Here is a 22,189-nt window from a genome sequence, read left to right as displayed (position 1 = left end):
TATTCGGAAGTTAAAAAATCTCTTCTTCTACTTATCGGCAAAACTGCGCCAGACTATAGCCAGTTCAGGCGAAAAGCCAATTTGACCCCCTCCGGGCCCAGGTATTGTTGACGATGATCGCCTCCAGACATGGCTAGACAAACGAACTCCCCGACGCCAACACCGGACACGCTCGAAGGCTGGGTCAAGCTTCTCGACGGCGTGCGCCTGCCGGTTCCGCAGGCCAGTCATGACCGCGTGTGCCGAGCCCTGCGCGACAGTCGCAGCTCGCTGCGCAATATCGCCGACTTGATGCAGGGCAGTCCGGCCTTGGCCTTGAGCGTGATTCGCGAGGCCAACCGGTACAACCATGGCGGCATGAGCGAGCCTGCGGAAAACCTTGAGGTCGCCATCAACCGCCTCGGCTTGAAGCGTACCGAGGAGCTGCTCGCGCGACTGCCCGCCATGCCCCAGGCCGAGATTCCGAAAGCCCTGCGCCAGTTGCAGATGATCAGCCAACACGCCAGCCAACAGGCCAACGGTTTTTTTGCCAGCCGCCTGGCGCGCCTGTGGCAGGACATCCACTGGGGCAGCCTGCTGTTCCTGTCACCGCTGTGGCCGCTGGCCCTGACGCATCCGCACCTGCTCGAAGCCTGGGAGCTGCGGGTCATTCATAAAGGCGAATCGGCGCGCACCGTCGAACAGCAACTGTTTGGCGCACGCCTGCTTGAAATCGGCCAGGCCCTGGTGGACCTCTGGCACCTGCCGATCTGGGTGCAACAGGGGTATCGACTGCTGCTCACCGAACAACGGGAACTGGTAAAAGTCCTGCGCATTGCCCGCGACAGCGAACATCCGCTACGCCAGCAGAACCGCCTGGATGACGACCCGACCCTGCGCCGCTGGCTCAATCAACCGGCCAACACGGTGCTATTGGCCAACGGCCTGGCCCTCTCTGCGCAGCAGGCCTGGGACAGTCCGCACAGTGAGCGCTGGCAGTACTTGACCAGCCTTTACCTGCAAATACCGATGGACGAGGTGCAACAGCAATTGCACCAGCAAGCCGCCAACAGCGCGCGTTATCACGCCATGCCCGATCTCTGGCATCCCGCTGTTTCATTGATCTGGCCGTGGGGCACGAATCCTGTGCATGCCGGTTTGCAGCCAGCCCCGGCCCCCACCGCCGAGGACCTGGCGAAGTGGCGAAAACAATGTGCCGAGCTGTTGCACGAGCCAAGTCGCTTTACCAACGCCTTCCACCTGACCACCTCTGCCCGCGACGCACTGGTGGCCTGTGGCATGCGTCGGGTGATGATCCTGATGGCCGACCGCACCCACGCCAATCTGCGGGTACACCAGACGGCCGGCCTGCCTGACGAAGTGGCCGGGCTGAATTTTGTCGTCAGTCAAAGCCCGGTATTGCAACGCCTGCTCTCGCAACAGGCCCAGGTACGCCTGACACCGCTCAACAACGCGCAATTTTCCGCCTTGCTGCCCAACAATCTGCGTAGCCAGTTCAGCGGCGAACACCTGTTGCTGCGTTCGCTGCTCAACAATGGGCGGGTGATCATGATCGTCGTGGCGGACCAGGGTGGCGGGCCGTTCTCGGACATCACCGTGCAAGCCTTCGGCAAAACCGCGCAATGCATCGAAAAAGCACTGCACAGCTTTAGTCAGCGCGGCCAATAAGGCTGCGCTACAATCCTCCCTTTTGTGCCCTGGAGACCTCACATGTCTGACTTCTCTGGCTTGCCGCTGGTGATCGAGCCGAGCGACTTGCTCCCTCGCCTCGAAGCCTGCCAACTGATCCTGGTGGACCTGACCAGCCACGCCCGCTACACCGAAGGGCATATTCCCGGTGCGCGGTTCGTCGATCCGAAACGCACACAACTCGGCCAGGCGCCCGCGCCAGGGCTGATGCCGCCGCAAGCGGCCCTCGAAGCATTGTTCGGTGAGCTGGGGCACAACCCCGATGCCGTCTATGTGGTCTATGACGACGAAGGCGGCGGTTGGGCCGGGCGCTTTATCTGGCTGCTGGATGTGATTGGCCACAGCCAATACCACTATCTCGACGGCGGGCTGACGGCCTGGCTGGCAGAGGGCATGCCCATGTCGATCCAGATCCCGTCGGCCGCTGGTGGCCCGGTTGCGTTGACCTTGCACGACGAACCCACTGCTACCCGCGAGTACCTGCAAAGCCGTCTCGGCGCTGCCGACCTGGCGATCTGGGATGCACGCGGGCCGCTGGAGTACTCCGGTGAAAAAGTCCTGGCAGCCAAGGTCGGGCACATCCCTGGTGCGGTCAATTTCGAATGGACCGCCGGCATGGACAAGTCACGTCAGCTGCGCATTCGCAGCGACATGCCGCAGATCCTCGAACAGCTGGGCATTACGCCTGACAAAGAAGTGATTACCCACTGCCAGACTCACCATCGATCTGGCTTCACCTATCTGGTGGCCAAATCCCTCGGTTATCCGCGGGTCAAAGGCTACGCCGGCTCCTGGGGCGAATGGGGCAACCATCCCGACACGCCCGTAGAGATTTAAGGTTTTTAAGGACAGTTAATGAACAAGCGTCTGTTTATCGTCAGCCAATACCTGCTGCCCCACAACCTGCTCTCGCGACTGGCCGGCTGCATCGCCGAATGCCGCGTGCGCTGGTTCAAGAATGCGTTCACCGCGTGGTTCGCCAAGCGTTACCAGGTGAACATGTCCGAGGCACTGGTCGAAGACCTGACCGCCTACGAGCACTTCAACGCGTTCTTCACTCGCGCGCTGAAAGACGGTGCCCGCCCGTTGGACGAAACCCCGGGCGCTATCCTCAGCCCCGCCGACGGCGCAGTCAGCCAGCTCGGCCCGATCGAGCACGGTCGCGTGTTCCAGGCCAAGGGCCACAGCTTCAGCGTGCTGGAACTGCTGGGTGGCGATGCGGCGAATGCGGCGCCGTTCATGGGCGGCGACTTCGCGACCATCTACCTGTCGCCGAAGGACTACCACCGCGTGCATATGCCGCTGGCCGGCACCCTGCGCGAGATGGTCTACATCCCGGGTCGCCTGTTCTCGGTCAACCAGACCACCGCTGAAAACGTGCCGGAGCTGTTTGCCCGCAACGAGCGCGTAGCATGCATTTTCGACACCGAGCGCGGGCCGATGGCCGTGGTGCTGGTGGGCGCGATGATCGTGGCCTCGATCGAAACCGTGTGGGCCGGACTGGTGACGCCGCCGAAACGCGAGCTGAAAACCTTGCGCTACGACGAAGCCGCGCGTGCGCCGATCCACCTGGAAAAAGGTGCGGAGCTGGGTCGTTTCAAACTGGGGTCGACCGCTGTCGTGCTGTTCGGTCCGGATCAAGTACAGTGGGATGCAGAGTTGCTGGCTGGTTCGCCGGTGCAGATGGGTCAGGGTATGGGTCTGCCGAAGGCCTGATAGAGACTGCAACTAACTGTAGGAGCGAGCTTGCTCGCGAAAAAATCGAAGGCGCCGCGGACATTCAGAATGCCCGCGTCATCGTTAATGTCCTTCGCGAGCAAGCTCGCTCCTACAGTAGTTTTGTGGTGCTGTTAGAGCTGGCCGTCGCGGTCGCGGAAGCCCAGCAAATACAGCACGCCATCCAGCCCAAGGGTGGAGATCGCCTGTTTCGCCGACTGCTTGACCAGCGGTTTGGCGCGGAACGCCACGCCCAACCCGGCAATCGCCAGCATCGGCAAGTCATTGGCACCGTCGCCGATCGCAATGGTCTGCTCCAGACGCAAGCCTTCCTTGTGTGCCAGTTCCTTCAGCAGATCAGCTTTGCGCTGGGCATCGACAATCGGCTCGACCGCCACACCGGTCACCTTGCCGTCGACCACTTCCAATTCGTTGGCAAACACGTAGTCGATACCCAGCTTGGCCTGCAATTGCTTGGCGAAGTAGGTGAAGCCGCCCGACAGGATGGCGGTCTTGTAACCCAGGCGCTTGAGTTCGGCGAACAGGGTTTCAGCGCCTTCGGTGAGGCGCAGCGAGGCGCCGATCGAGTCCAGCACGCCGACATCCAGCCCTTTGAGCAACGCCAGGCGCTCCTTGAAGCTGGCGCGGAAATCCAGTTCACCGGCCATCGCCCGCTCGGTAATTTCCGACACCTTGTCGCCCACGCCGGCTGCCTTGGCCAGTTCGTCGATGACTTCGGCTTCGATCAGGGTCGAGTCCATGTCGAACACCGCCAGACGGCGGTTACGACGGAACAGCGAATCTTCCTGGAAGGCGATGTCCACGTTCAGTTCCTGGGCAACGCTGAGGAATTCGGCCCGCAGCGCCTGCGGATCAGCCGCTTCGCCACGCACGGAAAACTCGATGCAACCCTTGCCTTTATCAGCCGGGGTGTCCAGCGGCATGCGCCCGGACAGACGATCGATATGGTCGATGTTCAGGCCATATTTAGCGGTGATCGAACTCACGGCCTGCAATTGCCCGGCAGTAACCTTGCGAGTCAGCAGGGTCACGATGTGGCGTTTTTTGCCCTGGTTGCCGACCCACTGCTGGTAATCCTCTTCGGACACCGGCGTGAAACGCACCTGTTGATCAAGCTCGTAGCCCTTGAACAGGATGTCCTTGAGCACCGACTTGCCTTGTTCGGTGTCAGGAATTTCAACCAGGATGCCGAACGACAGGGTGTCGTGGATCACCGCCTGACCGATGTCGAGAATGTTCACACCACCCTGGGCCAGAACGCCGGTAATGGCCGCAGTCAGACCCGGACGGTCGACTCCCGTGATGTTTATCAGGACGATTTCGCGCAAGGCGCACCCCCGCAGGTGGAAAAAAACCGCATTCTACCCACATTCAGTGACCATCGGGCACCGTGAGCGCTTTGACGGCCTAGGGCCTGTCGCTATACTGCGCGTCAACTTCACGGACAAAAGAGCCGAGCTCAAGTGAACCGGCCCACGCCAGTAAAAACCGATAACTTCTTCCTGCTGATCTTCCGTGCACTGCGCCACCGCCGTGTACCGATTGCATTGCGCATTGCCAGCCATAACGTGATCCTGGTCGCTCTGGCCCTGGTGATCTACGCCTGTGTGATGGGTTTGCAGTTCAAGCAGGCCATGCACGAGCAGGCGGATGCGCTGGGTGAAAGCCTGACGATGCAGACGGCCACCTCGGCCACTGAGCTGCTGGTGTCCAACGACATCCTCAGCCTCAACGTCCTGCTCAATAACCTGACCAAGAACAAGCTGGTGGCCCACGCCGCCATCTACAGCGTGGATAACCGTATCCTCGCCGAAGCCGGCCAGCGTCCCAAGCATGGTTTGTTGGGCGAGGCCGAGGGCATGTACCAGAGCAAGATCACGTTCCAGGATGTGACCGCCGGTCAGCTGCGCATCAGCCTGGACATGGATCAGTTCCAGCAGCCGATGACCATCAGCCTGCAAAGCATGGGCATCTTGAGTGCGATCCTGCTGGCCCTGTCCCTGGCCTTGAGCCTGCGCATGGGCCGCTACCTTTCCACGCCGCTGCTGCAACTGCGGGTATGGCTGCGCAACATCGACGAATACACCCCGGCCACCGAGCGTAATGACGAGATCGGCGACCTGGCGCGCCAGCTGCACGCCGACTTCGCACCGGAACCGGTCGAACCGCAACCCGAGCCGGAACCCGAATTCGACGACAACGATGACGACGAAGGCGAGCCGGGTTTCGAAGTGCGTAACCTGCGCGATCCGAGTTTTGATGAAAGTCGCCCGATGGCCGCGATGAAAGCCGCGCCACGGCGTGTCGTCAGCACCGTTGAAGACGATGACGATGATGCGTTCGCCGATTTGCTCGATGAGGCCCCGCAGAGCGTGGCGAAACCGTTGGCCAAACCCGTGGTTTCCAACGTGCCGCAGCACAGCGCCGTGCTGGCCGTACAGCTGGGCTCACAGGAACAGCTGCGACGCCTGCCGCGTACCCGCCTGGAAGAACTGCTCAAACGCTACCGCGACTGCCTCGACCAGGCCGCCTCGCTCTACGAGAGTGAGCTGCACACACTGAACGATGGCAGCACCCTGATGCTGTTCCACTCCGAAGACAGCGGCGACGATTACCTGACCAACGCCATCTGCTGCGGCGAGCTGCTGCGAGCGCTGGGGCATCAATTGCAGATCGAAGTCGCCGACAGCGGCATCACCTTGCAATTGCAACTGGGCCTGACCCTGGGCGAGGAGCTGTTCGGCCTGAGCCAGATCGACCTGTTGCTGACCGACGCCGCGCAGGATGCCCTGGCCCTGTCGCAACACAGCCGCAACCTGCTGCTGGTGGAGCGCAAGATCAGTGACGATGCGCTGATCCGCCAGCGCGCACGGATCCGCCCGATAGCCAGCCCTGAAGGCGCCTGCTGCGTAGAGCGGCTGATGGAGCCTTATCCGTCGATGCTGGAACGCCAGCTGGCGCGGATGCACGAACGCCGGGCGTAAAAACCCTGTTATAAAAAAGCCCGCAGACAAGTGATTGTCTGCGGGCTTTTTTGTTGCCTGTCCTTCCGCTAACGCTGGCAAGCCACCATACGAACCCTGAGCTGGCTTGCCAGCGATGAGGCCATCAAAAGCGCTGGAAATCTCCAACCTGCAGAAACAACAAGGCCCGCATCAACGCGGGCCTTGTTTCACATCCATCAGGCTTTAGAAGCGAAACACTTCCATATCCGTACGAATCGGCGCAGCCATCGGGATCTTCGGCTGTTTTTCCTGTTCCGCCGCAGGTGCCGCTGGCTTGGCTGCCGGTTTGCGTGGCGCTTCGGCAATCGGTGGCTGGTTGGCCAGCGGCTTGAGCGCTACCGAGAGCTGTTCAGCGAGCTTCTGCAGCAACACACCCTGCGCCTGGACCTGTGCGGCCGTGTTGCCGGCGTGCTGTTCCTGCAGGTGAATGATGCGGTTATCGCGCACCTGGCCACGACGGTCGATCAAACGCCACTGGGCATCGAGGATCGCCGGTTGCGACTTCCCCGAATCCAGGCGCGTGATGGTCAACAGCACTTGGACATCCGGTGTGAACCCGGTTGTCGCAGGTGCCAGCACGACACGCTGGCTGTCCAGGTGACCGGCCACTTGACGCAGCAACAGCTGGTCGATGTCGGAGGACAGGCTGCCAGCCCAACGGCCGTCGACCGAGGCTTGCAGGCTGCCATCGGGCTGACGCTGCAACAGGGTTTCGCGCTGCAGGTAATCCGCCACGGTTACCGGGCCCAACAGAACCGCCATGCCCGCGCTTTGCGCAGGCTGAACCGGACTTCCGCTGTCCAGTTGATACAGCGACACCGGCTGGTGAACGCTGCAACCCGCCAGGCCAAGTACACCGGCGAGCATCAAAATAAAAGGAAGGCGCAGAGCAGTCATCGTCCCATCCAGGTGATTGCCACAAGGCTAATCACAGTGAAAATACTCAATAAATATGAAGAACGCTCGGCCACGCCGGCGCTTGAAAGGCCATATCATCCGTGAATATGCGTTCCGACTCCAGCGCCAAAGCGTCGATCTACGCGTTAAATCGTAGATCGAGCGCTCTAGGACGCTTAATTGAGGTTTTCGACGAGCAGCGCATCCACCCGCTGAAAGCCACGTGGCAGTTTGTTACCACGACGGCCACGCTCACCCTTGTAGTGTTCGAGGTCGTCCGCTTTCAGTGACAAGGTACGTTTTCCGGCCTGTAGCACCAAAGTGGCGCCATCCGGCACAACGGCGATGTCCGTGACATATTCTTCGCGACTGGCCACACGCTCACCGGAAATCCCGATGATCTTGTTGCCTTTGCCCTTACCTAATTGTGGCAGATCGCTGATCTTGAAGATCAGCAGGCGACCTTCGGTGGTCACCGAAGCCAGCCAGTTCTGCTCACGGTCAGCCACCGGACGCGGCAGGATCACCTTGGCGTTGTTCGGCAGGCTCAGCAGGGCCTTGCCCGCCTTGTTCTTGGCCTGCAGGTCTTCACCCTTGACCACGAAACCGTAACCGGCGTCCGAAGCGATGACATACAGCGCATCGTCTTCGGGCATCAGCACGCATTCGAAACTTGCCCCTGGCGGTGGTGTCAGACGACCGGTCAGCGGCTCGCCCTGGCCACGGGCCGAAGGCAAGGTGTGCGCCGCCACCGAATAACTGCGCCCGGTGGAATCGATGAACACCGCAAACTGGTTGGAACGCCCCGCCGCCAGGGCCTTGAAACCATCCCCGGCCTTGTAGGAAAGCCCGGTGGCGTCGATGTCGTGGCCCTTGGCGGAGCGCACCCAGCCTTTTTCAGACAGCACGACGGTGACTTTCTCGTTTGGCAGCAGGTCGTGCTCGGTCAGCGCCTTGGCTTCGGCACGCTCGACGATTGGCGAGCGACGGTCGTCGCCATAGGTCTCGGCGTCCTTGATCAGCTCGGTGCGTACCAGTTTTTTCAGCTTGGCTTCGCTGCTCAGCAGGGCTTGCAGCTTGGCTTGTTCCTTGAGCAGTTCGTCCTGCTCGGAACGCAGCTTCATTTCTTCCAGTCGCGCCAATTGGCGCAAACGCGTGTCGAGGATGTAGTCGGCCTGGATTTCGCTCAGGGCGAAACGCTCGATCAGCGCGGCTTTGGGCTGCTCCTCGGTGCGGATGATGTGGATCACTTCATCCAGGTTGAGGTAAGCGATCAACAAACCGTCCAACAGGTGCAGGCGACGCTCGACCTTGTCCAGGCGGAATTGCAGGCGACGACGGACGGTCCGGACCCGGAACTCCAGCCACTCGACCAGCAGGGCCCGCAGGTTTTTCAGCTGCGGCTTGCCGTCCAGCCCGATGATGTTGATGTTGACCCGGTAGCTCGACTCCAGCTCGGTGCTGGCGAACAGGTGCTGCATCAACGCATCGTGGTCAAAGTTTTTCCGCGCGCCGGGAATAATCACGATCCGGCACGGGTTCTCGTGGTCCGACTCGTCCCGCAAGTCGGCAATTTGCGGGGCTTTCGACGGTTTGGCCTGCATCATCGCCGCGATCTGTTCCAGCACCTTGGCACCGGAAACCTGGTGCGGCAGCGCGGTGACAATGATGTCGCCGTCTTCAATGTGATAAACGGCGCGCATGCGCACCGAACCGCGTCCGGTCTCGTAGATTTTCAGCAGGTCGGCGCGCGGCGTGATGATTTCCGCTTCGGTCGGGTAATCCGGGCCCTGGATATGCTCGCAGAGTTGTTCGACCGTGGCCTTGGGCTCATCGAGCAAACGCACGCAGGCGCTGGCGACTTCGCGCAGGTTGTGCGGCGGTACGTCGGTGGCCATGCCCACCGCGATACCGGTGGTGCCATTGAGCAGGATATTCGGCAAACGTGCCGGCAACACCAGCGGTTCGTCGAGGGTGCCGTCGAAGTTCGGCCCCCAATCCGCCGTGCCCTGGCCCAGCTCGCTGAGCAGCACTTCGGAGTAGCGAGACAGCCGTGCTTCGGTGTAACGCATGGCGGCGAAGGACTTGGGATCGTCCGGCGCACCCCAGTTACCCTGGCCGTCCACCAGCGTATAGCGATAGCTGAACGGCTGGGCCATCAGGACCATGGCTTCATAGCAGGCCGAGTCGCCGTGCGGGTGGAATTTACCGAGCACGTCACCGACGGTACGCGCCGACTTCTTGTGCTTGGAATCGGCGTCCAGCCCCAACTCGCTCATCGCATAAATGATGCGGCGCTGTACCGGTTTCAGGCCGTCGCCGATATGCGGCAAGGCACGGTCCATGATCACGTACATGGAGTAGTTGAGGTAGGCATTTTCGGTGAAGTCAGCCAGTGACCGGCGTTCTACACCGTCCAGGCTGAGATCAAGGGAGTCGCTCATGCGGGCCTCATCGGTTCGTTGTCTGGCGCAGCAGCATGGTGCCACCGCGCTGGGTAAATTCAAGTTTGTTCAGTGCGCTCATACCGAGCAGCACTTGCTCGCCATCCAGGCCTGGCACGACGATGGCGCGCACATCACGCAACACAATATCGCCCAGTTGCAGCCGGTCGACGCGGGTTCGATAACCCTCGGTGCGACCGTTGGCGGTGCTCAGGATCACCCCGAAGCCTTGTTCCAGTTTCAGCCGTTCGGCCATTTGCGCCGGGATCGCCACATCGGTCGCCCCGGTATCGAGCATGAAATTCACCGGCTGGCCATTGATATGGCCGCTGGCAACGAAATGCCCCTGGCCATTGCTGACCAGTTTCACTTCGACGAAACCCTCGCCGCGTTCCGAGCTGACGACCACGTTCGGATTCTGCTGGCGCTCTTCCCACTGGCCGAAAAACCGCGTCGCCAGAAACAGCGCGGCACACCAGGCCAGTACCATCAATACCCGACCAGCACGTTTGCCCGGCGTTTGCTGGCTCATGACTTGGCGCTCCAGCCACCTTCAGGCGCGGCAAAGCGCCAGACGATCGGACGGACCTCGCCGTCGGCGCGGGGACCGGTGTTGTTGTCGATACCGATCCAGGCACCCTCGGCGTCCACGATCAAGGCTTCCGTCAACGCAAAGTCCTGGGGAAAACGGCGATTTTCCTGCAACGCCTCATCGGCAAACGACCAGCAGCGTTCAACCTTGGCCGTCAGCGCATCACGGCGGCAAATCTCGTACGCATTGCGCTCGAGGGTAAACAGCTTGCCGTCGAACCATGACAGATCGGCAAAATCCCGAGGCATCGCCCTGGCATTGGGAAATTGAGCTGGTTGCATTTCCTTTCCGCCTTCGCTCAACAGCACACAGCCGCCATCGCAGTCCCAGACGGTCTGCTTGCGCTTGACCAGTAGCAAGCCGCGGCTTTCGCGCTCGGCAGCCAACCACAACTGGTCGCCTTGCGGGTTAATCGCCAGGCCTTCGAACAACGCATTGAAGCGCAACAACATACCGCTGGCCCGCGACTCGCGAACCATGATTGGCGAAATCTTCAGCCAGGAGGTCGGCCCGGTTGGCGGAATTTGCAGGACCGCCGCATGGGACTCGCTGACCACGTAGCGATTGCCGGCGCTGTCGCAGGTGATCCCTTCGAAATCCAGGTCACCGCCGCGCACGAACGACGACACCCAGGCCCGCGAACGCAGGCCCCAGGGCAAGCCGCTGTCCGGCACGGGCGGGATGCCGATGCCCACCGCCTCTGCTTGCCAGACACCCTCGCCCGTCTGGAGGCGGTAGATCTGGTCGTCGTCGCGGTCGGAGACCGTCCACAACTGCGTACCGCACTGGGCCAGCCCGGACAGGTTGCCGCCGCGCATGCCGTCCACGGCGTGCTCGGACAACAGACGCAGCTGCGGTGTCGGCTTGGCAGACACCGTGATCGAGGTCAGCAGCAACGCACACGCCAGGGCAAAGCCCAGCCGCATCAGCCCAGCACCTCCGCCAGGTTGCCCTTGGACTCCAGCCAGGTCTTGCGGTCGCCGGCGCGTTTTTTCGCCAGCAGCATGTCCATCATTTCCGAGGTCGCGTCGAAATTATCGCCCAAGGTCAGTTGCACCAGGCGCCGGGTGTTCGGGTCCATGGTGGTTTCGCGCAGTTGCGGCGGGTTCATTTCACCCAGGCCCTTGAATCGGGTGACCTGCGGCTTGCCGCGCTTCTTCTCGGCCACCAGGCGATCGAGAATGCCATCGCGCTCGGCTTCGTCGAGGGCGTAGTAAATCTCTTTGCCCAGGTCGATGCGGTACAGCGGCGGCATGGCGACGTAGACGTGGCCGGCATCCACCAAGGGGCGGAAATGCTGGACGAACAACGCGCAAAGCAGGGTTGCAATGTGCAGACCGTCGGAGTCGGCGTCGGCGAGGATGCAGATCTTGCCGTAGCGCAGCTGGCTCATGTCCGCGGCGCCCGGATCGACGCCGATGGCCACGGCAATGTTGTGCACTTCCTGGCTGGCCAGCACTTCGCTGCCGTCGACTTCCCAGGTATTGAGGATCTTGCCGCGCAACGGCAGGATCGCCTGGAACTCCTTGTCCCGCGCCTGCTTGGCCGAACCGCCGGCGGAATCACCTTCCACCAGGAACAGCTCGGAACGCATCGGGTCCTGCCCGGCGCAGTCAGCGAGCTTGCCCGGCAACGCCGGCCCCTGAGTGATGCGCTTGCGCTCGACCTTCTTGCTGGCCTTGAGGCGACGACCGGCGTTGTTGATCGCCAGTTCCGCCAGCGCCAGGCCGGTTTCCGGGTGCGCGTTGAGCCACAGGCTGAACGCATCCTTGACCACGCCAGAGACGAACGCAGCCGCTTCACGGGACGACAGGCGTTCCTTGGTCTGGCCGGAGAATTGCGGCTCCTGCATCTTCATCGACAGCACAAAAGCGATGCGTTCCCAGACGTCTTCCGGCGCCAGCTTCACGCCGCGCGGCAGCAGGCTGCGGAATTCGCAAAACTCGCGCATGGCGTCGAGCAAGCCTTGGCGCAGACCGTTGACGTGGGTACCGCCCTGGGCCGTCGGGATCAGGTTGACGTAGCTTTCCTGCACCGCGTCGCCACCTTCCGGCAACCACAGCAGGGCCCAGTCCACAGCTTCCTTGTTACCGGCCAGGCTGCCGCAGAACGGCTCGTCCGGCAGGCGCTCGAACTCGCTGACGGCGTCGACCAGGTAGGAACGCAGGCCGTCTTCGTAATGCCACTCGACCTTCTCGCCGGTGGCCTTGTCTTCAAAACTGACCAGCAGCCCTGGGCACAGGACAGCCTTGGCCTTGAGCACGTGCTTGAGGCGGCTGATGGAGAATTTCGGTGAATCGAAGTATTTGGGGTCCGGAGCGAAGAACACGCTGGTGCCGGTATTGCGCTTGCCAACCGTACCGACGATCTCCAGCTCGGTTTTCTTGAAACCGTCGGCGAAGGTCATCTGGTATTCGTTGCCGTCACGTTTTACACGCACCCGGACTTCGGTCGACAAGGCGTTGACCACCGAAATACCCACCCCGTGCAGACCGCCGGAGAACTGGTAGTTCTTGTTGGAAAACTTGCCACCCGCATGAAGCTTGGTGAGGATCAGTTCGACCCCGCAAACGCCTTCCTCGGGGTGAATGTCCACCGGCATGCCGCGGCCGTCATCGCTGACTTCCAGCGAGTGATCGGCGTGGAGGATGACCTGCACCGATTTGGCATGCCCGGCCAAGGCTTCGTCGACGCTGTTGTCGATGACTTCCTGGGCGAGGTGGTTCGGCCGACTGGTGTCGGTGTACATGCCGGGGCGTTTGCGCACCGGGTCGAGGCCCGAGAGGACTTCGATGGCGTCGGCGTTATAAGAGCTAGCGCTGGGAGTGGCCATGGGGTCTCGTCGTCAGTCTTTCATTGAAAATAGGGGCAAGGTTTCACAGCGCGGTGAAATCAATCGCCTGATACAAATCTGCGCCAATGCCGGCAAAACTCAGCATTGCCGGAAGCTGCGCGGCAAAACCCTGGAAACCATGGTCGCCACCGGCCTGGATGCGCAAGGCACAGGCCCGGTAATACTGCTGTGCGAGGCGATAGTCCAGCGTTTCGTCACCGGTCTGCAACCATACCTGATAGCGGTCCGGGTCCTGGGGGGCCGGCACTTCCAGCTCGGCGAGGGCCGTCACATGGTCGTGGGTCATTTCCCAGGTCTCGTCGGTATACAGGTTTTTCTGTGTACCCAGGAATCCGTCGAACATCCGGTGGGGACTGACGGCAGGGTTGATCAACAGGGCTTTCAAGCCATGGCGCTCGGCCAGGTGAGTCGCATAGTAGCCGCCGAGCGAGCTGCCGACCAGCAGTGGCCGTCCGAGCGCCTCAATCGCCTGCTCCAGCTGACCGATGGCCTCGCGGGGATGGTGATGCAGGGCCGGCACACGCAAATGGTCGCTCAAGCCCAGGCGTTCCATCACTTCGCTCAACTGAGTGGCCTTTTTCGACGCAGGCGCGCTGTTGAAACCGTGGATATAAAGGATCGAGCCGGACATTTGAACTCCCTGAGCGTCGGGCAAAGAGGCGGAGTTTACAGGGAGACGCAGATGTTGGATGCACCTGTAGGAGCGAGCATGCTCGCGATGGTCGTCAACGATAACGCTGGCTGCCTGATTTCCAGTGTCGTCATTGCGTTTTTCGCGAGCGTGCTCGCTCCTGCAGTGAAGGCGGGCGTGTCAGTAGCCGTCGGAGCCGTAATCGACCTGAAAATCGAATCCGGTGAGCCGCTCCACACCCGTTTCCAGCCGCCCATCCGGCAACAGCCGCAACCACCGATACCCCGGCGCCTGCTCCCCGACCTTGAAGTCTTCGCTGCCTGGCTCGAACTGGATGCACGTCGACGGCGAGGCGATCAGACGCACGCCTTTACGCAATTGATCGATTTCCTGATGCACATGCCCCCACAGCACGGCACGTACCTGTGGAAAACGATCCAGAACGTCAAAAAACGCTTCGGGATTGCGCAGCCCGATCGGCTCCATCCACGCACAGCCGATCGATACCGGGTGATGGTGCAGGCACACCAGATGGTGCCGCTCAGGCGCTTCGCTCAACGACCGGGCGAGCAATTGCAGCTGGTCATCCTGCAAATACCCGGGCACCGAGCCCGGCACTGCCGAATCGAGCAGGGTGACCCGCCAATTGCCGGTATCCACCACCGGTTCCAGCAAGGCACTTTGCACCGCCGCCCCGGCCATGATCCGTGGTTCGTCGTGATTGCCGGGAATCCAGCGCGCCGGCGCGTCGAGCTGTCGGGTCAATTCGCGAAACTGCTGATAGGACGCCAGCGTACCGTCCTGAGAAAGATCGCCGGTGGCCAGGATCAGATCGATCCGAGGCTGCTGCTCGCGCACCAACTCGATGACCTTCTGCAGGCTGTCACGGGTATTCATGCCCAGCAGCGAGCCGTCCGCCTCGGCAAACAGATGACTGTCGGAGAGTTGCACCAGCAACGCCGGATCGGCGGTGGTCAAGTTGGATACGCTCGGCAAGGCGTTCTCCCAGGGCGTGATCGCGGGATTGGATAATGACGCAATTATGCTGGGGGATGATCGAAAAGGGGAATCCGCGAACCTGACGCTGTTCACAAGATCGCTAACGGACCACTTCGTACTCGTGCCCCAACGCCAGGCAATGGCTCAACCACTCGCCCAGGAACATGTTCAGCTGGGCCTTTTCGTCGGGCTGATGCATCGAGGCGTTCGGGTAAGGATAGATGCCGCGAAAGCGTCGCGCATGTTCGGCGCTGACCACTTCGGCCATGCACGCGTCGTGATAGACCTGCACTTCCAGTTGCGGCACCGGTAGCCAGGGCAGGCTGTGTTCCTGGCGCACCTGCAGGGTAGTGGTATAGGGACAGACCTGCAGCACCTCCAGCGCCAGCACGCCGAGCATCTGGTCGCCATGGGTCACGGCGATACGCCGTGCTGCCGGCTCGCTGCGCATGTCCGGCAACAGTCGCATCAGGCGCGCGTAATTCGCCTCGCAGGACGCCTGCAGCCCCACGAGGTCCACCCGATAGCGATCGCGCAGCTTGTTTACGACCATAGCCCCCTCACTTCAACGCGATTAAGTGCCAGCCATTGCAAGGCAATGATGCTGGCCGCGTTGGCAATACGTCCGTCGCGTACGGCTTGCAGGGCATCCTCGAACGCCCACACCGTGACGCGAATATCTTCAGCCTCTTCCTCCAGCCCATGCAGGCCGCCTACCCCACTACTATCGCAACGTCCCAGGTACAAATGCACGAATTCGTTGCTGCCGCCCGGCGATGGAAAATATTGGGTCATCGGCCATAGTGCCCCGATGACAAGCCCAGCTTCCTCCTGCGCTTCGCGGTGAGCAACTTCTTCCGGTTGCTCATCCTTGTCGATCAGACCAGCGACCAGTTCGATCAGCCACGGATTGCCGGTCTTGCCCAGGGCGCCGACGCGAAACTGCTCGATCAGCACCACTTCGTCGCGCTGCGGATCGTAGGGCAGCACGCACACCGCATCGTGGCGCACGAACAGTTCACGGCTGATCTCGCGGCTCATGCCGCCGGCGAACAATTCGTGGCGCAAGTGCACGCGATCGAGCTTGTAGAAACCCTCGAAGCACTTTTCGCGCCGAACGATATCCACGGCGGTCGGAATGGCTTTGGCAAAATCAGTCATGACAATCCTCGTATCTAACACCGAGGCTCCAACCTCGACTTCGCGCCATCCTAACGCGCCCGTGAGGTTTGATGCAGCCCCTTTACCTTCATCGAGATGGACGGTGAGGGCGAAACCCACTCTAATTAGCTTAGTGGCGAACTGACTGCTCCGTTGATAGTCGAAGCGGGTAACTTTTTGCCTTTCCCTGTTTTATGAAGGACGCCCATGTCGCTTTTTAAAATTGCCTCCGTGGCCGCTCTCGCCCTGACCCTGGGCGCTTGCCAGAGCCTGTTCCAGCCCAATTATCGCGCGCCGCTGGAAACCACCCGCGACGCCACCGAGCAACTCAAGCCAGGCTGTACGGACCAGGACTGTCCGCTGGTGAACATCGACACCCTGCACTTCCCCGCCGAGCCTGAACTGGACGGCATCATCGAAAAACGCCTGCTGCAAATGACCCGCACCTCGCCCGATGCCCCGGTGGCACCGACCCTGGCGGCCTATCGCGAACAGTTTTTGCGCACCGCAGGCCCGCGCAACAGCATTTACCTGCAGGCCAAGGTACGTGAGCAGCATGACGGCTTGGTGATCATCGAGTTGTCCAGCTACCTGGACACAGGCGGCGCCCATGGCACGCCGGGTCGGGGTTTCATCAACTATTCGCGTCAGCAGCATAAAGTGCTGACGCTCTCGGACATGCTGGTACCCGGGCAGGAAGAGGCGTTCTGGAAAGCCGCGCAGGTGGCGCACAACAGCTGGTTGATCAGCACCAAGCTCGATCAGGAACCGGAGTTCGTCAAGAGCTGGCCGTTCCAGAAAACCCAGAACGTGGCGCTGACCTACGGCGGGGTGATCCTCAAGTACGAAACCAGCAGCATCGCGCCTTACGCGCTGGGCCATGTCGAACTGAAGATCCCCTACCCTCGCCTTAACGGCATCATCAAGCCCGAGCTGTTTCCCGGCCGTAACTGAAGGCCCGGCCCAGCACCAGCTGCAGCAGCCCTGCCAGGATCAACGCCGGCAGGGTTGCGCCGATGTCCGGATACAGATTAGCCAGCAAGTGATAGGTGCTCACCCCGCCCAACCAGGCAAGCAGCGCCGGCCAACGCAATGCGGCTGACGCCACTTGGCCACTGCGTTTGCGCAGGATGAAGTGATCCACCAGCACCACGCCGAACAGCGGCGCAAACACCGAACCGATCAACAGCAGGAAGTTCTGATACTGGGCCAGTGGCGCCAGCAAGGCGACCAGGGTGCAGACCACGCCGATGGCCAAGGCCAGGTGCTCGACTTTCAGGCGCAACAGGATCCCGCTGGAAACGGCTGCCGAGTGAATGTCGGCAAAGGCGTTTTCCGACTCATCGAGCAGGATCAGCAGCAGCGGAATGCCCAGGCCTGCGCCCGCCAATGCCAGCAGCAAGGCATTGACTTCACCACTCGGCGCGAACGCCAGGGTGTAGGCTACGCCCAGGCTCATCAGCCAGAAATTACCAATAAAGAAACCGATCGCCGTACCGCCGAAGACATTCTTCGCACGCTTGCCGAAACGCGAGTAGTCGGCAATCAGTGGCAGCCACGACAGCGGCATCGCGATAGCGATGTCGAAGCCCACGGCGAACGGCATCGAACCGTCACCGGCCTGCGCCCACAACGCGGCCAGATCGGCTTTGGCGAACAGGTTCCAGGTCAGCCAGATGCACGCGGCCAGCAGCAGCCAGATGCCCCATTTGCGCAGGATCTGACGCACGAAGGTCAATGGACCGCTGACGGCCAACAGGGTCGCCAGTGCACCGAAAAACAGGGTCCACAGCACTGGATTGGACAGCACGCTGCCATCGCTGAAGGCCTTGGCACCCAACAGACTGGCGGCATCGCGCATGACGATGATTTCGAACGAGCCCCAACCGATCAGTTGCAGCAGGTTCAGCACCGCCGGCAGGCTTGCGCCACGTTTCCCGAGGCTGAGCTTGAGTGCAGCCATCGACGACAGGCCGGTGTCACTGCCGATCACGCCGACAGCGGCCAACAGCAGGACGCCGACCAGCGTGCCGAGGAAAATCGCCAGCAACGAGCCGGACAGGCCCAGGCCTGGCGCGAGCAATGCGCCGGTCTGCAGGACCATAAGGCCGATGCCGAGGGAGAACCACAGGGAAAACAGATCACGGCCGCCGAACACACGCTTGTCGGTCGGCACCGCGATGTCGGGGGAATAAGTACTCGGTTGAATGCTCAAGGGTGTTATCTCAGAGGGACATTTGTTGTAGTGTCGATCGCTATCGCCAGCAGGCTGGCTCCCACAGGGGACTTGTGCAACTCACAGATCCAATGTGGGAGCCAGCCTGCTGGCGATGGGGCCTGTGCAGGCCCCACCCTTTCAGGTCAGATCAAACTTTCTGGTACAGCTGACTGCCTTCCTGCTTGAAGCGCTCGGCCTGTTCGGCCATGCCCTGGGCGACCTCCACGTCGACCGCCTCGATCCGTTGGTTGGCCGCATACTCGCGGACTTCCTGGGTGATTTTCATCGAGCAGAATTTTGGCCCGCACATCGAGCAGAAGTGCGCGACCTTGGCCGAATCCTTCGGCAATGTCTCATCGTGATACGAACGTGCGGTGTCCGGATCAAGGCCCAGGTTGAACTGGTCTTCCCAACGGAATTCGAAGCGTGCCTTGCTCAAGGCATTGTCGCGGATCTGAGCGCCCGGATGCCCCTTGGCCAGATCGGCGGCGTGGGCAGCGATCTTGTAGGTGATGATGCCGGTCTTGACGTCATCCTTGTTCGGCAAGCCCAGGTGCTCCTTGGGCGTGACGTAGCAGAGCATGGCGCAACCGAACCAACCGATCATCGCCGCACCGATGCCGGAGGTGATGTGGTCGTAGCCCGGCGCAATGTCGGTGGTCAGCGGGCCGAGGGTGTAGAACGGCGCCTCGTCGCAGCATTCCAGCTGCTTGTCCATGTTCTCTTTGATCAACTGCATCGGCACGTGGCCCGGGCCTTCGATCATGCACTGCACGTCGTGCTTCCAGGCAATCTTGGTCAACTCGCCGAGGGTTTCCAGTTCGCCGAACTGCGCTTCGTCGTTGGCGTCGGCAATCGAGCCCGGACGCAGGCCATCGCCCAGCGAGAAGCTGACGTCGTAGGCCTTCATGATTTCGCAGATGTCTTCGAAATGGGTGTAGAGGAAGTTTTCCTTGTGGTGCGCCAGGCACCACTTGGCCATGATCGAACCGCCACGGGAGACGATGCCGGTCACGCGCTTGGCGGTCATCGGCACGTAGCGCAGCAACACACCGGCGTGGATGGTGAAGTAATCGACGCCCTGCTCGGCCTGCTCGATCAGCGTGTCGCGGAACAGCTCCCAGGTCAGGTCTTCGGCCACGCCGCCGACTTTTTCCAGGGCCTGGTAGATCGGCACCGTACCGATCGGTACCGGCGAGTTGCGGATGATCCACTCACGGGTTTCATGGATGTGCTTACCGGTGGACAGGTCCATGACAGTGTCCGAACCCCAGCGAATGCCCCAGGTCAGTTTCGCCACTTCTTCTTCGATGGACGAACCCAGGGCGCTGTTGCCGATGTTGCCGTTGATCTTCACCAGGAAGTTACGGCCGATGATCATCGGTTCCAGTTCGGTGTGGTTGATGTTGGCCGGAATGATCGCGCGGCCACGGGCGATTTCGTCACGGACGAATTCGGGGGTGATGATTTTCGGCACGCTGGCGCCGAAGCTGTGACCGGCGTGTTGCTGGTCCAGCAGGCCGGCAGCACGAGCCACTTCCAGCTTCATGTTTTCGCGGATGGCGACGTATTCCATCTCGGCGGTGATGATGCCCTGGCGCGCGTAGTGCATCTGGCTGACGTTGGCACCCGGCTTGGCGCGGCGCGGGTTGTTCACGTGGGCAAAACGCAGCTTGGTCAGTTCCGGATCGGCGAGGCGTTCCTGGCCGAAGTTGGAGCTCAGGCCGCTCAGGCGTTCGGTGTCGCCACGGGATTCGATCCACGGTGAGCGCACATCGGCCAGGCCTTTGCGCACGTCGATGATGACGTTGGGGTCGGTGTACGGGCCGGATGTGTCATAGACCACGACCGGTGCGTTGACCTCGCCGCCGAAGTCGGTCGGCGTCACGTCGAGGCTGATTTCGCGCATCGGCACGAGGATGTCCGGGCGAGTGCCCTGGACATGGATTTTTTGCGAGCGGGTAAACGGCTGCACCGATTGTTGATCGACCTTGGCCGAGTCACTCAGGTTGGTGGCGATTTTTGCTTTTGTAGTCATCACGGGCTCTCCAGACAGCATCCAGGCAGTGGAATTTTGTCGGAGCGAACCTGCAAACGAATGGACGCACGGGCGCTGGAAAACCAGCTGTGCTGTGCTCAGTGCTCGAGGGGTGTTCGATTGTCGAACAACATCCCGGACGAAGCACAAGAGGACTCGCCGGGTGACGAGAAATCTTGTTCCCTACGCAGGCGCTAACCTGATCAGGTTCAACGGGATCCGAAATTATTCGATCTCAGCCTCATAGCAAGGCACCCCGACAAGAACCCGGCCAGTCTAGACACAACTGGCAAAGAACGCCAACACCGTTGCAAACACCGTGATGAATGGCGCAATTACCGGGATCGTCAGGATTGTTGCCGCTCGAATGCACAACTACACTCGCTACGCCAAGCTGCGCATTGACGTTGCACAGGCAGCGCCTTAGCCTTGGCGCTCAAATTACTTGTGTAATATTTTTACTAGGGAACGCCTATGCTGCGCAAACTCTCACTGGCCCTTGCCGTGTCTTGTGCGTCCAATGGAATGGCCTGGGCAGCAGAAGCGCCCTTATCGACCAGGACCGACCTGGTCAGCGTCTACCAGGAAGCAGTGAACAACAACGCCGACCTCGCCGCCGCCATCGCCCAATATGGCGCCCAGAAGGAAGTCGTACCCCAGGCCCGCGCCGGGTTGCTGCCCAACCTGTCGGGCGGCGCCGATGTTGCCAGCGTGCGCACGGCGATCGACCAGCCTTCGGCCACGACCAACCGCAATGCCCATTCGTACCAGGCGACCCTGGCGCAACCGCTGTTTCGCGCCGACCGCTGGTTCCAGTTCCAGGCCGCCAAGGACGTCAACGAACAGGCTGCGCTGCAACTCTCCGCGACCCAGCAGAACCTGATCCTGCAGACGGCCGACAGTTACTTCAACGTGCTGCGCAGCCAGGATAACCTGGCCTCGACCAAGGCCGAGGAAGCCGCGTTCAAGCGTCAACTCGACCAGTCCAACGAGCGTTTCGATGTCGGCCTCTCGGACAAGACCGACGTGCTGAACTCGCAAGCCAGCTACGACACGGCACGCGCCAACCGCATCGTTGCCCAGCGCCAGGTAGATGATGCCTTCGAAGCCCTGATCACCCTGACCAACCGTCAGTACAAGTCGATCCAGGGCATCAGCCACAACCTGCCGATCCTGCCGCCCGCGCCCAACGACGCCAAGGCCTGGGTCGAAACGGCGGCCAGGCAGAACCTCAACCTGCTGGCCAGCAACTACGCCGTCAGCGCCGCCGAGCAAACCCTCAAGCAGCGCAAGGCCGGACATGCCCCGACCCTCGACGCCGTGGCGCAATATGAAAAAGGTGACAACGATGCGCTGGGGTTCAGCAACCCGAACAACCTCCCACAGGCGTATGGCGGCAACGTCGAGCAAACGACTGTAGGCCTGCAACTGAACATCCCGATCTACAGCGGCGGCCTGATCAATTCCCAGGTGCGCCAATCCTATGCGCAACTTGACCAGACCGAGCAGCAACGCGAATCCCTGCGCCGGCAAATCGTCGAAAACACCCGCGACCTGCACCGCGCGGTGAATACCGATGTCGAGCAGGTTCAGGCGCGCAAGCAGTCGATCATTTCCAACCAGAGTGCGGTGGAAGCGACCGAAATCGGTTATCAGGTGGGCACGCGAAACATCGTCGACGTGCTGGATGCGCAACGCTCGCTCTACACCTCGGTGCGTGACTACAACAACACCCGCTACGACTACATCCTCGACAACCTGCGTTTGAAGCAGCAGGCCGGTACCTTGAACCCGGGGGATTTGCAGGATCTGGCACGTTGGCTCAATCCCAACTACAACCCGGACAAGGACTTCCTGCCGCCGGATCTGGCGAAAGCCGCGGCTGAACAGCTCAAAGCCAGGCCCTGACACAGATCCTGTAGGA

Annotated in this window: 18 protein-coding genes and 1 riboswitch; of the genes, 6 read left to right on the top strand and 12 right to left on the bottom strand. The window is 61.3% G+C overall.

The annotated features are described in order from the left end of the window. The first annotated feature begins 129 nt into the window (after positions 1-129). The 3 genes from ACYP2Q_RS13575 to asd are packed head-to-tail and all read left to right on the top strand — an operon-like array spanning position 130 to position 3,405. Entirely contained in the window at positions 130-1,668 is a 1,539-nt protein-coding gene (locus ACYP2Q_RS13575) for an HDOD domain-containing protein (protein ID WP_459730927.1), read from the top strand. A 42-nt stretch (positions 1,669-1,710) separates the two neighbouring features. Next, positions 1,711-2,526, top strand: a complete 816-nt coding sequence (locus ACYP2Q_RS13570) for a rhodanese-like domain-containing protein (protein ID WP_459730926.1) — start codon at positions 1,711-1,713, stop codon at positions 2,524-2,526. 18 nt (positions 2,527-2,544) lie between these two features. After that, the gene (gene asd, locus ACYP2Q_RS13565) at positions 2,545-3,405 is read left to right on the top strand and encodes an archaetidylserine decarboxylase (protein ID WP_459730925.1); all 861 of its coding nucleotides are present in this window, start codon (positions 2,545-2,547) and stop codon (positions 3,403-3,405) included. 134 nt (positions 3,406-3,539) lie between these two features. Here asd and serB read toward each other — a convergent pair whose 3' ends face one another. Continuing rightward, complete coding sequence (gene serB, locus ACYP2Q_RS13560; protein WP_459730924.1) at positions 3,540-4,754, bottom strand: phosphoserine phosphatase SerB; 1,215 nt, start codon at positions 4,752-4,754, stop codon at positions 3,540-3,542. 135 nt (positions 4,755-4,889) lie between these two features. On the opposite strand from serB, the gene ACYP2Q_RS13555 reads away from it, so the two are divergent. Continuing rightward, on the top strand, positions 4,890-6,410 hold the full coding sequence (locus tag ACYP2Q_RS13555; protein ID WP_459730923.1) for an AhpA/YtjB family protein: 1,521 nt from the start codon (positions 4,890-4,892) through the stop codon (positions 6,408-6,410). A 204-nt stretch (positions 6,411-6,614) separates the two neighbouring features. Here ACYP2Q_RS13555 and ACYP2Q_RS13550 read toward each other — a convergent pair whose 3' ends face one another. The 9 genes from ACYP2Q_RS13550 to ACYP2Q_RS13510 all read right to left on the bottom strand — a co-directional run bounded on the left by ACYP2Q_RS13550 (position 6,615) and on the right by ACYP2Q_RS13510 (position 16,009). Next, positions 6,615-7,328 carry a PqiC family protein gene (locus ACYP2Q_RS13550; RefSeq protein ID WP_459730922.1) on the bottom strand — a complete coding sequence of 238 codons (714 nt, stop codon included), beginning with the start codon at positions 7,326-7,328 and terminating at the stop codon, positions 6,615-6,617. 176 nt (positions 7,329-7,504) lie between these two features. Continuing rightward, positions 7,505-9,772, bottom strand: coding sequence for a DNA topoisomerase IV subunit A (gene parC, locus ACYP2Q_RS13545; RefSeq protein ID WP_459730921.1), 2,268 nt, complete (start codon positions 9,770-9,772; stop codon positions 7,505-7,507). Between the two features lie 7 nt (positions 9,773-9,779). Beyond that, positions 9,780-10,304 carry a retropepsin-like aspartic protease family protein gene (locus ACYP2Q_RS13540; protein ID WP_459730920.1) on the bottom strand — a complete coding sequence of 175 codons (525 nt, stop codon included), beginning with the start codon at positions 10,302-10,304 and terminating at the stop codon, positions 9,780-9,782. Further along, the gene (locus ACYP2Q_RS13535; RefSeq protein ID WP_459730919.1) at positions 10,301-11,290 is read right to left on the bottom strand and encodes an esterase-like activity of phytase family protein; all 990 of its coding nucleotides are present in this window, start codon (positions 11,288-11,290) and stop codon (positions 10,301-10,303) included. The genes ACYP2Q_RS13540 and ACYP2Q_RS13535 overlap by 4 nt, the downstream gene beginning before the upstream one ends. Next, entirely contained in the window at positions 11,290-13,197 is a 1,908-nt protein-coding gene (gene parE / locus ACYP2Q_RS13530; RefSeq protein ID WP_459730918.1) for a DNA topoisomerase IV subunit B, read from the bottom strand. Before parE ends, ACYP2Q_RS13535 begins: the two co-directional genes overlap by 1 nt. A 43-nt stretch (positions 13,198-13,240) precedes the next feature. Further along, positions 13,241-13,849, bottom strand: a complete 609-nt coding sequence (locus tag ACYP2Q_RS13525) for a YqiA/YcfP family alpha/beta fold hydrolase (RefSeq protein ID WP_459730917.1) — start codon at positions 13,847-13,849, stop codon at positions 13,241-13,243. Between the two features lie 180 nt (positions 13,850-14,029). Further along, entirely contained in the window at positions 14,030-14,845 is an 816-nt protein-coding gene (gene cpdA, locus ACYP2Q_RS13520) for a 3',5'-cyclic-AMP phosphodiesterase (protein WP_459730916.1), read from the bottom strand. A 103-nt stretch (positions 14,846-14,948) separates the two neighbouring features. After that, entirely contained in the window at positions 14,949-15,401 is a 453-nt protein-coding gene (locus ACYP2Q_RS13515; RefSeq protein WP_008063540.1) for a DUF1249 domain-containing protein, read from the bottom strand. Next, a complete protein-coding gene (locus ACYP2Q_RS13510; RefSeq protein ID WP_459730914.1) occupies positions 15,392-16,009 on the bottom strand; it encodes an NUDIX domain-containing protein in 618 nt (205 codons plus the stop codon). Before ACYP2Q_RS13510 ends, ACYP2Q_RS13515 begins: the two co-directional genes overlap by 10 nt. Before the next feature lie 207 nt (positions 16,010-16,216). On the opposite strand from ACYP2Q_RS13510, the gene ACYP2Q_RS13505 reads away from it, so the two are divergent. Next, positions 16,217-16,963: an RsiV family protein gene (locus ACYP2Q_RS13505; RefSeq protein WP_323608915.1), complete on the top strand. Its 747-nt coding sequence runs from the start codon at positions 16,217-16,219 to the stop codon at positions 16,961-16,963. On the opposite strand, the gene cytX is transcribed toward ACYP2Q_RS13505, so the two are convergent. Continuing rightward, entirely contained in the window at positions 16,932-18,224 is a 1,293-nt protein-coding gene (cytX, locus tag ACYP2Q_RS13500; RefSeq protein ID WP_459730913.1) for a putative hydroxymethylpyrimidine transporter CytX, read from the bottom strand. The two genes, ACYP2Q_RS13505 and cytX, sit on opposite strands and share 32 nt — an antisense overlap. 151 nt (positions 18,225-18,375) lie before the next feature. After that, positions 18,376-20,265, bottom strand: a complete 1,890-nt coding sequence (thiC, locus tag ACYP2Q_RS13495) for a phosphomethylpyrimidine synthase ThiC (RefSeq protein WP_459730912.1) — start codon at positions 20,263-20,265, stop codon at positions 18,376-18,378. A 163-nt stretch (positions 20,266-20,428) separates the two neighbouring features. Beyond that, a riboswitch (TPP riboswitch) is annotated at positions 20,429-20,534 on the bottom strand. 205 nt (positions 20,535-20,739) lie between these two features. Between thiC and ACYP2Q_RS13490 the strand changes: the two genes are divergently transcribed. Then, on the top strand, positions 20,740-22,173 hold the full coding sequence (locus ACYP2Q_RS13490; protein WP_459730911.1) for a TolC family outer membrane protein: 1,434 nt from the start codon (positions 20,740-20,742) through the stop codon (positions 22,171-22,173). Positions 22,174-22,189: the final 16 nt, after the last annotated feature.

Source organism: Pseudomonas sp. MHK4 (genome assembly GCF_054600775.1).
The sequence above is the reverse complement of the archived record's forward strand: the minus strand, read 5'-3'. Positions and strand labels throughout refer to the sequence as shown.

Bases quoted from the DNA above. Each gene is read 5' to 3' on its own strand.
- ACYP2Q_RS13575 (WP_459730927.1), top strand. From the start codon at position 130: ATGGCTAGACAAACGAACTCCCCGACGCCAACACCGGACACGCTCGAA.
- ACYP2Q_RS13570 (WP_459730926.1), top strand. From the start codon at position 1,711: ATGTCTGACTTCTCTGGCTTGCCGCTGGTGATCGAGCCGAGCGACTTG.
- asd (WP_459730925.1), top strand. From the start codon at position 2,545: ATGAACAAGCGTCTGTTTATCGTCAGCCAATACCTGCTGCCCCACAAC.
- ACYP2Q_RS13550 (WP_459730922.1), bottom strand. From the start codon at position 7,328: ATGACTGCTCTGCGCCTTCCTTTTATTTTGATGCTCGCCGGTGTACTT.
- parC (WP_459730921.1), bottom strand. From the start codon at position 9,772: ATGAGCGACTCCCTTGATCTCAGCCTGGACGGTGTAGAACGCCGGTCA.
- ACYP2Q_RS13540 (WP_459730920.1), bottom strand. From the start codon at position 10,304: ATGAGCCAGCAAACGCCGGGCAAACGTGCTGGTCGGGTATTGATGGTA.
- ACYP2Q_RS13535 (WP_459730919.1), bottom strand. From the start codon at position 11,290: ATGCGGCTGGGCTTTGCCCTGGCGTGTGCGTTGCTGCTGACCTCGATC.
- parE (WP_459730918.1), bottom strand. From the start codon at position 13,197: ATGGCCACTCCCAGCGCTAGCTCTTATAACGCCGACGCCATCGAAGTC.
- ACYP2Q_RS13525 (WP_459730917.1), bottom strand. From the start codon at position 13,849: ATGTCCGGCTCGATCCTTTATATCCACGGTTTCAACAGCGCGCCTGCG.
- ACYP2Q_RS13515 (WP_008063540.1), bottom strand. From the start codon at position 15,401: ATGGTCGTAAACAAGCTGCGCGATCGCTATCGGGTGGACCTCGTGGGG.
- ACYP2Q_RS13510 (WP_459730914.1), bottom strand. From the start codon at position 16,009: ATGACTGATTTTGCCAAAGCCATTCCGACCGCCGTGGATATCGTTCGG.
- ACYP2Q_RS13505 (WP_323608915.1), top strand. From the start codon at position 16,217: ATGTCGCTTTTTAAAATTGCCTCCGTGGCCGCTCTCGCCCTGACCCTG.
- thiC (WP_459730912.1), bottom strand. From the start codon at position 20,265: ATGACTACAAAAGCAAAAATCGCCACCAACCTGAGTGACTCGGCCAAG.
- ACYP2Q_RS13490 (WP_459730911.1), top strand. From the start codon at position 20,740: ATGCTGCGCAAACTCTCACTGGCCCTTGCCGTGTCTTGTGCGTCCAAT.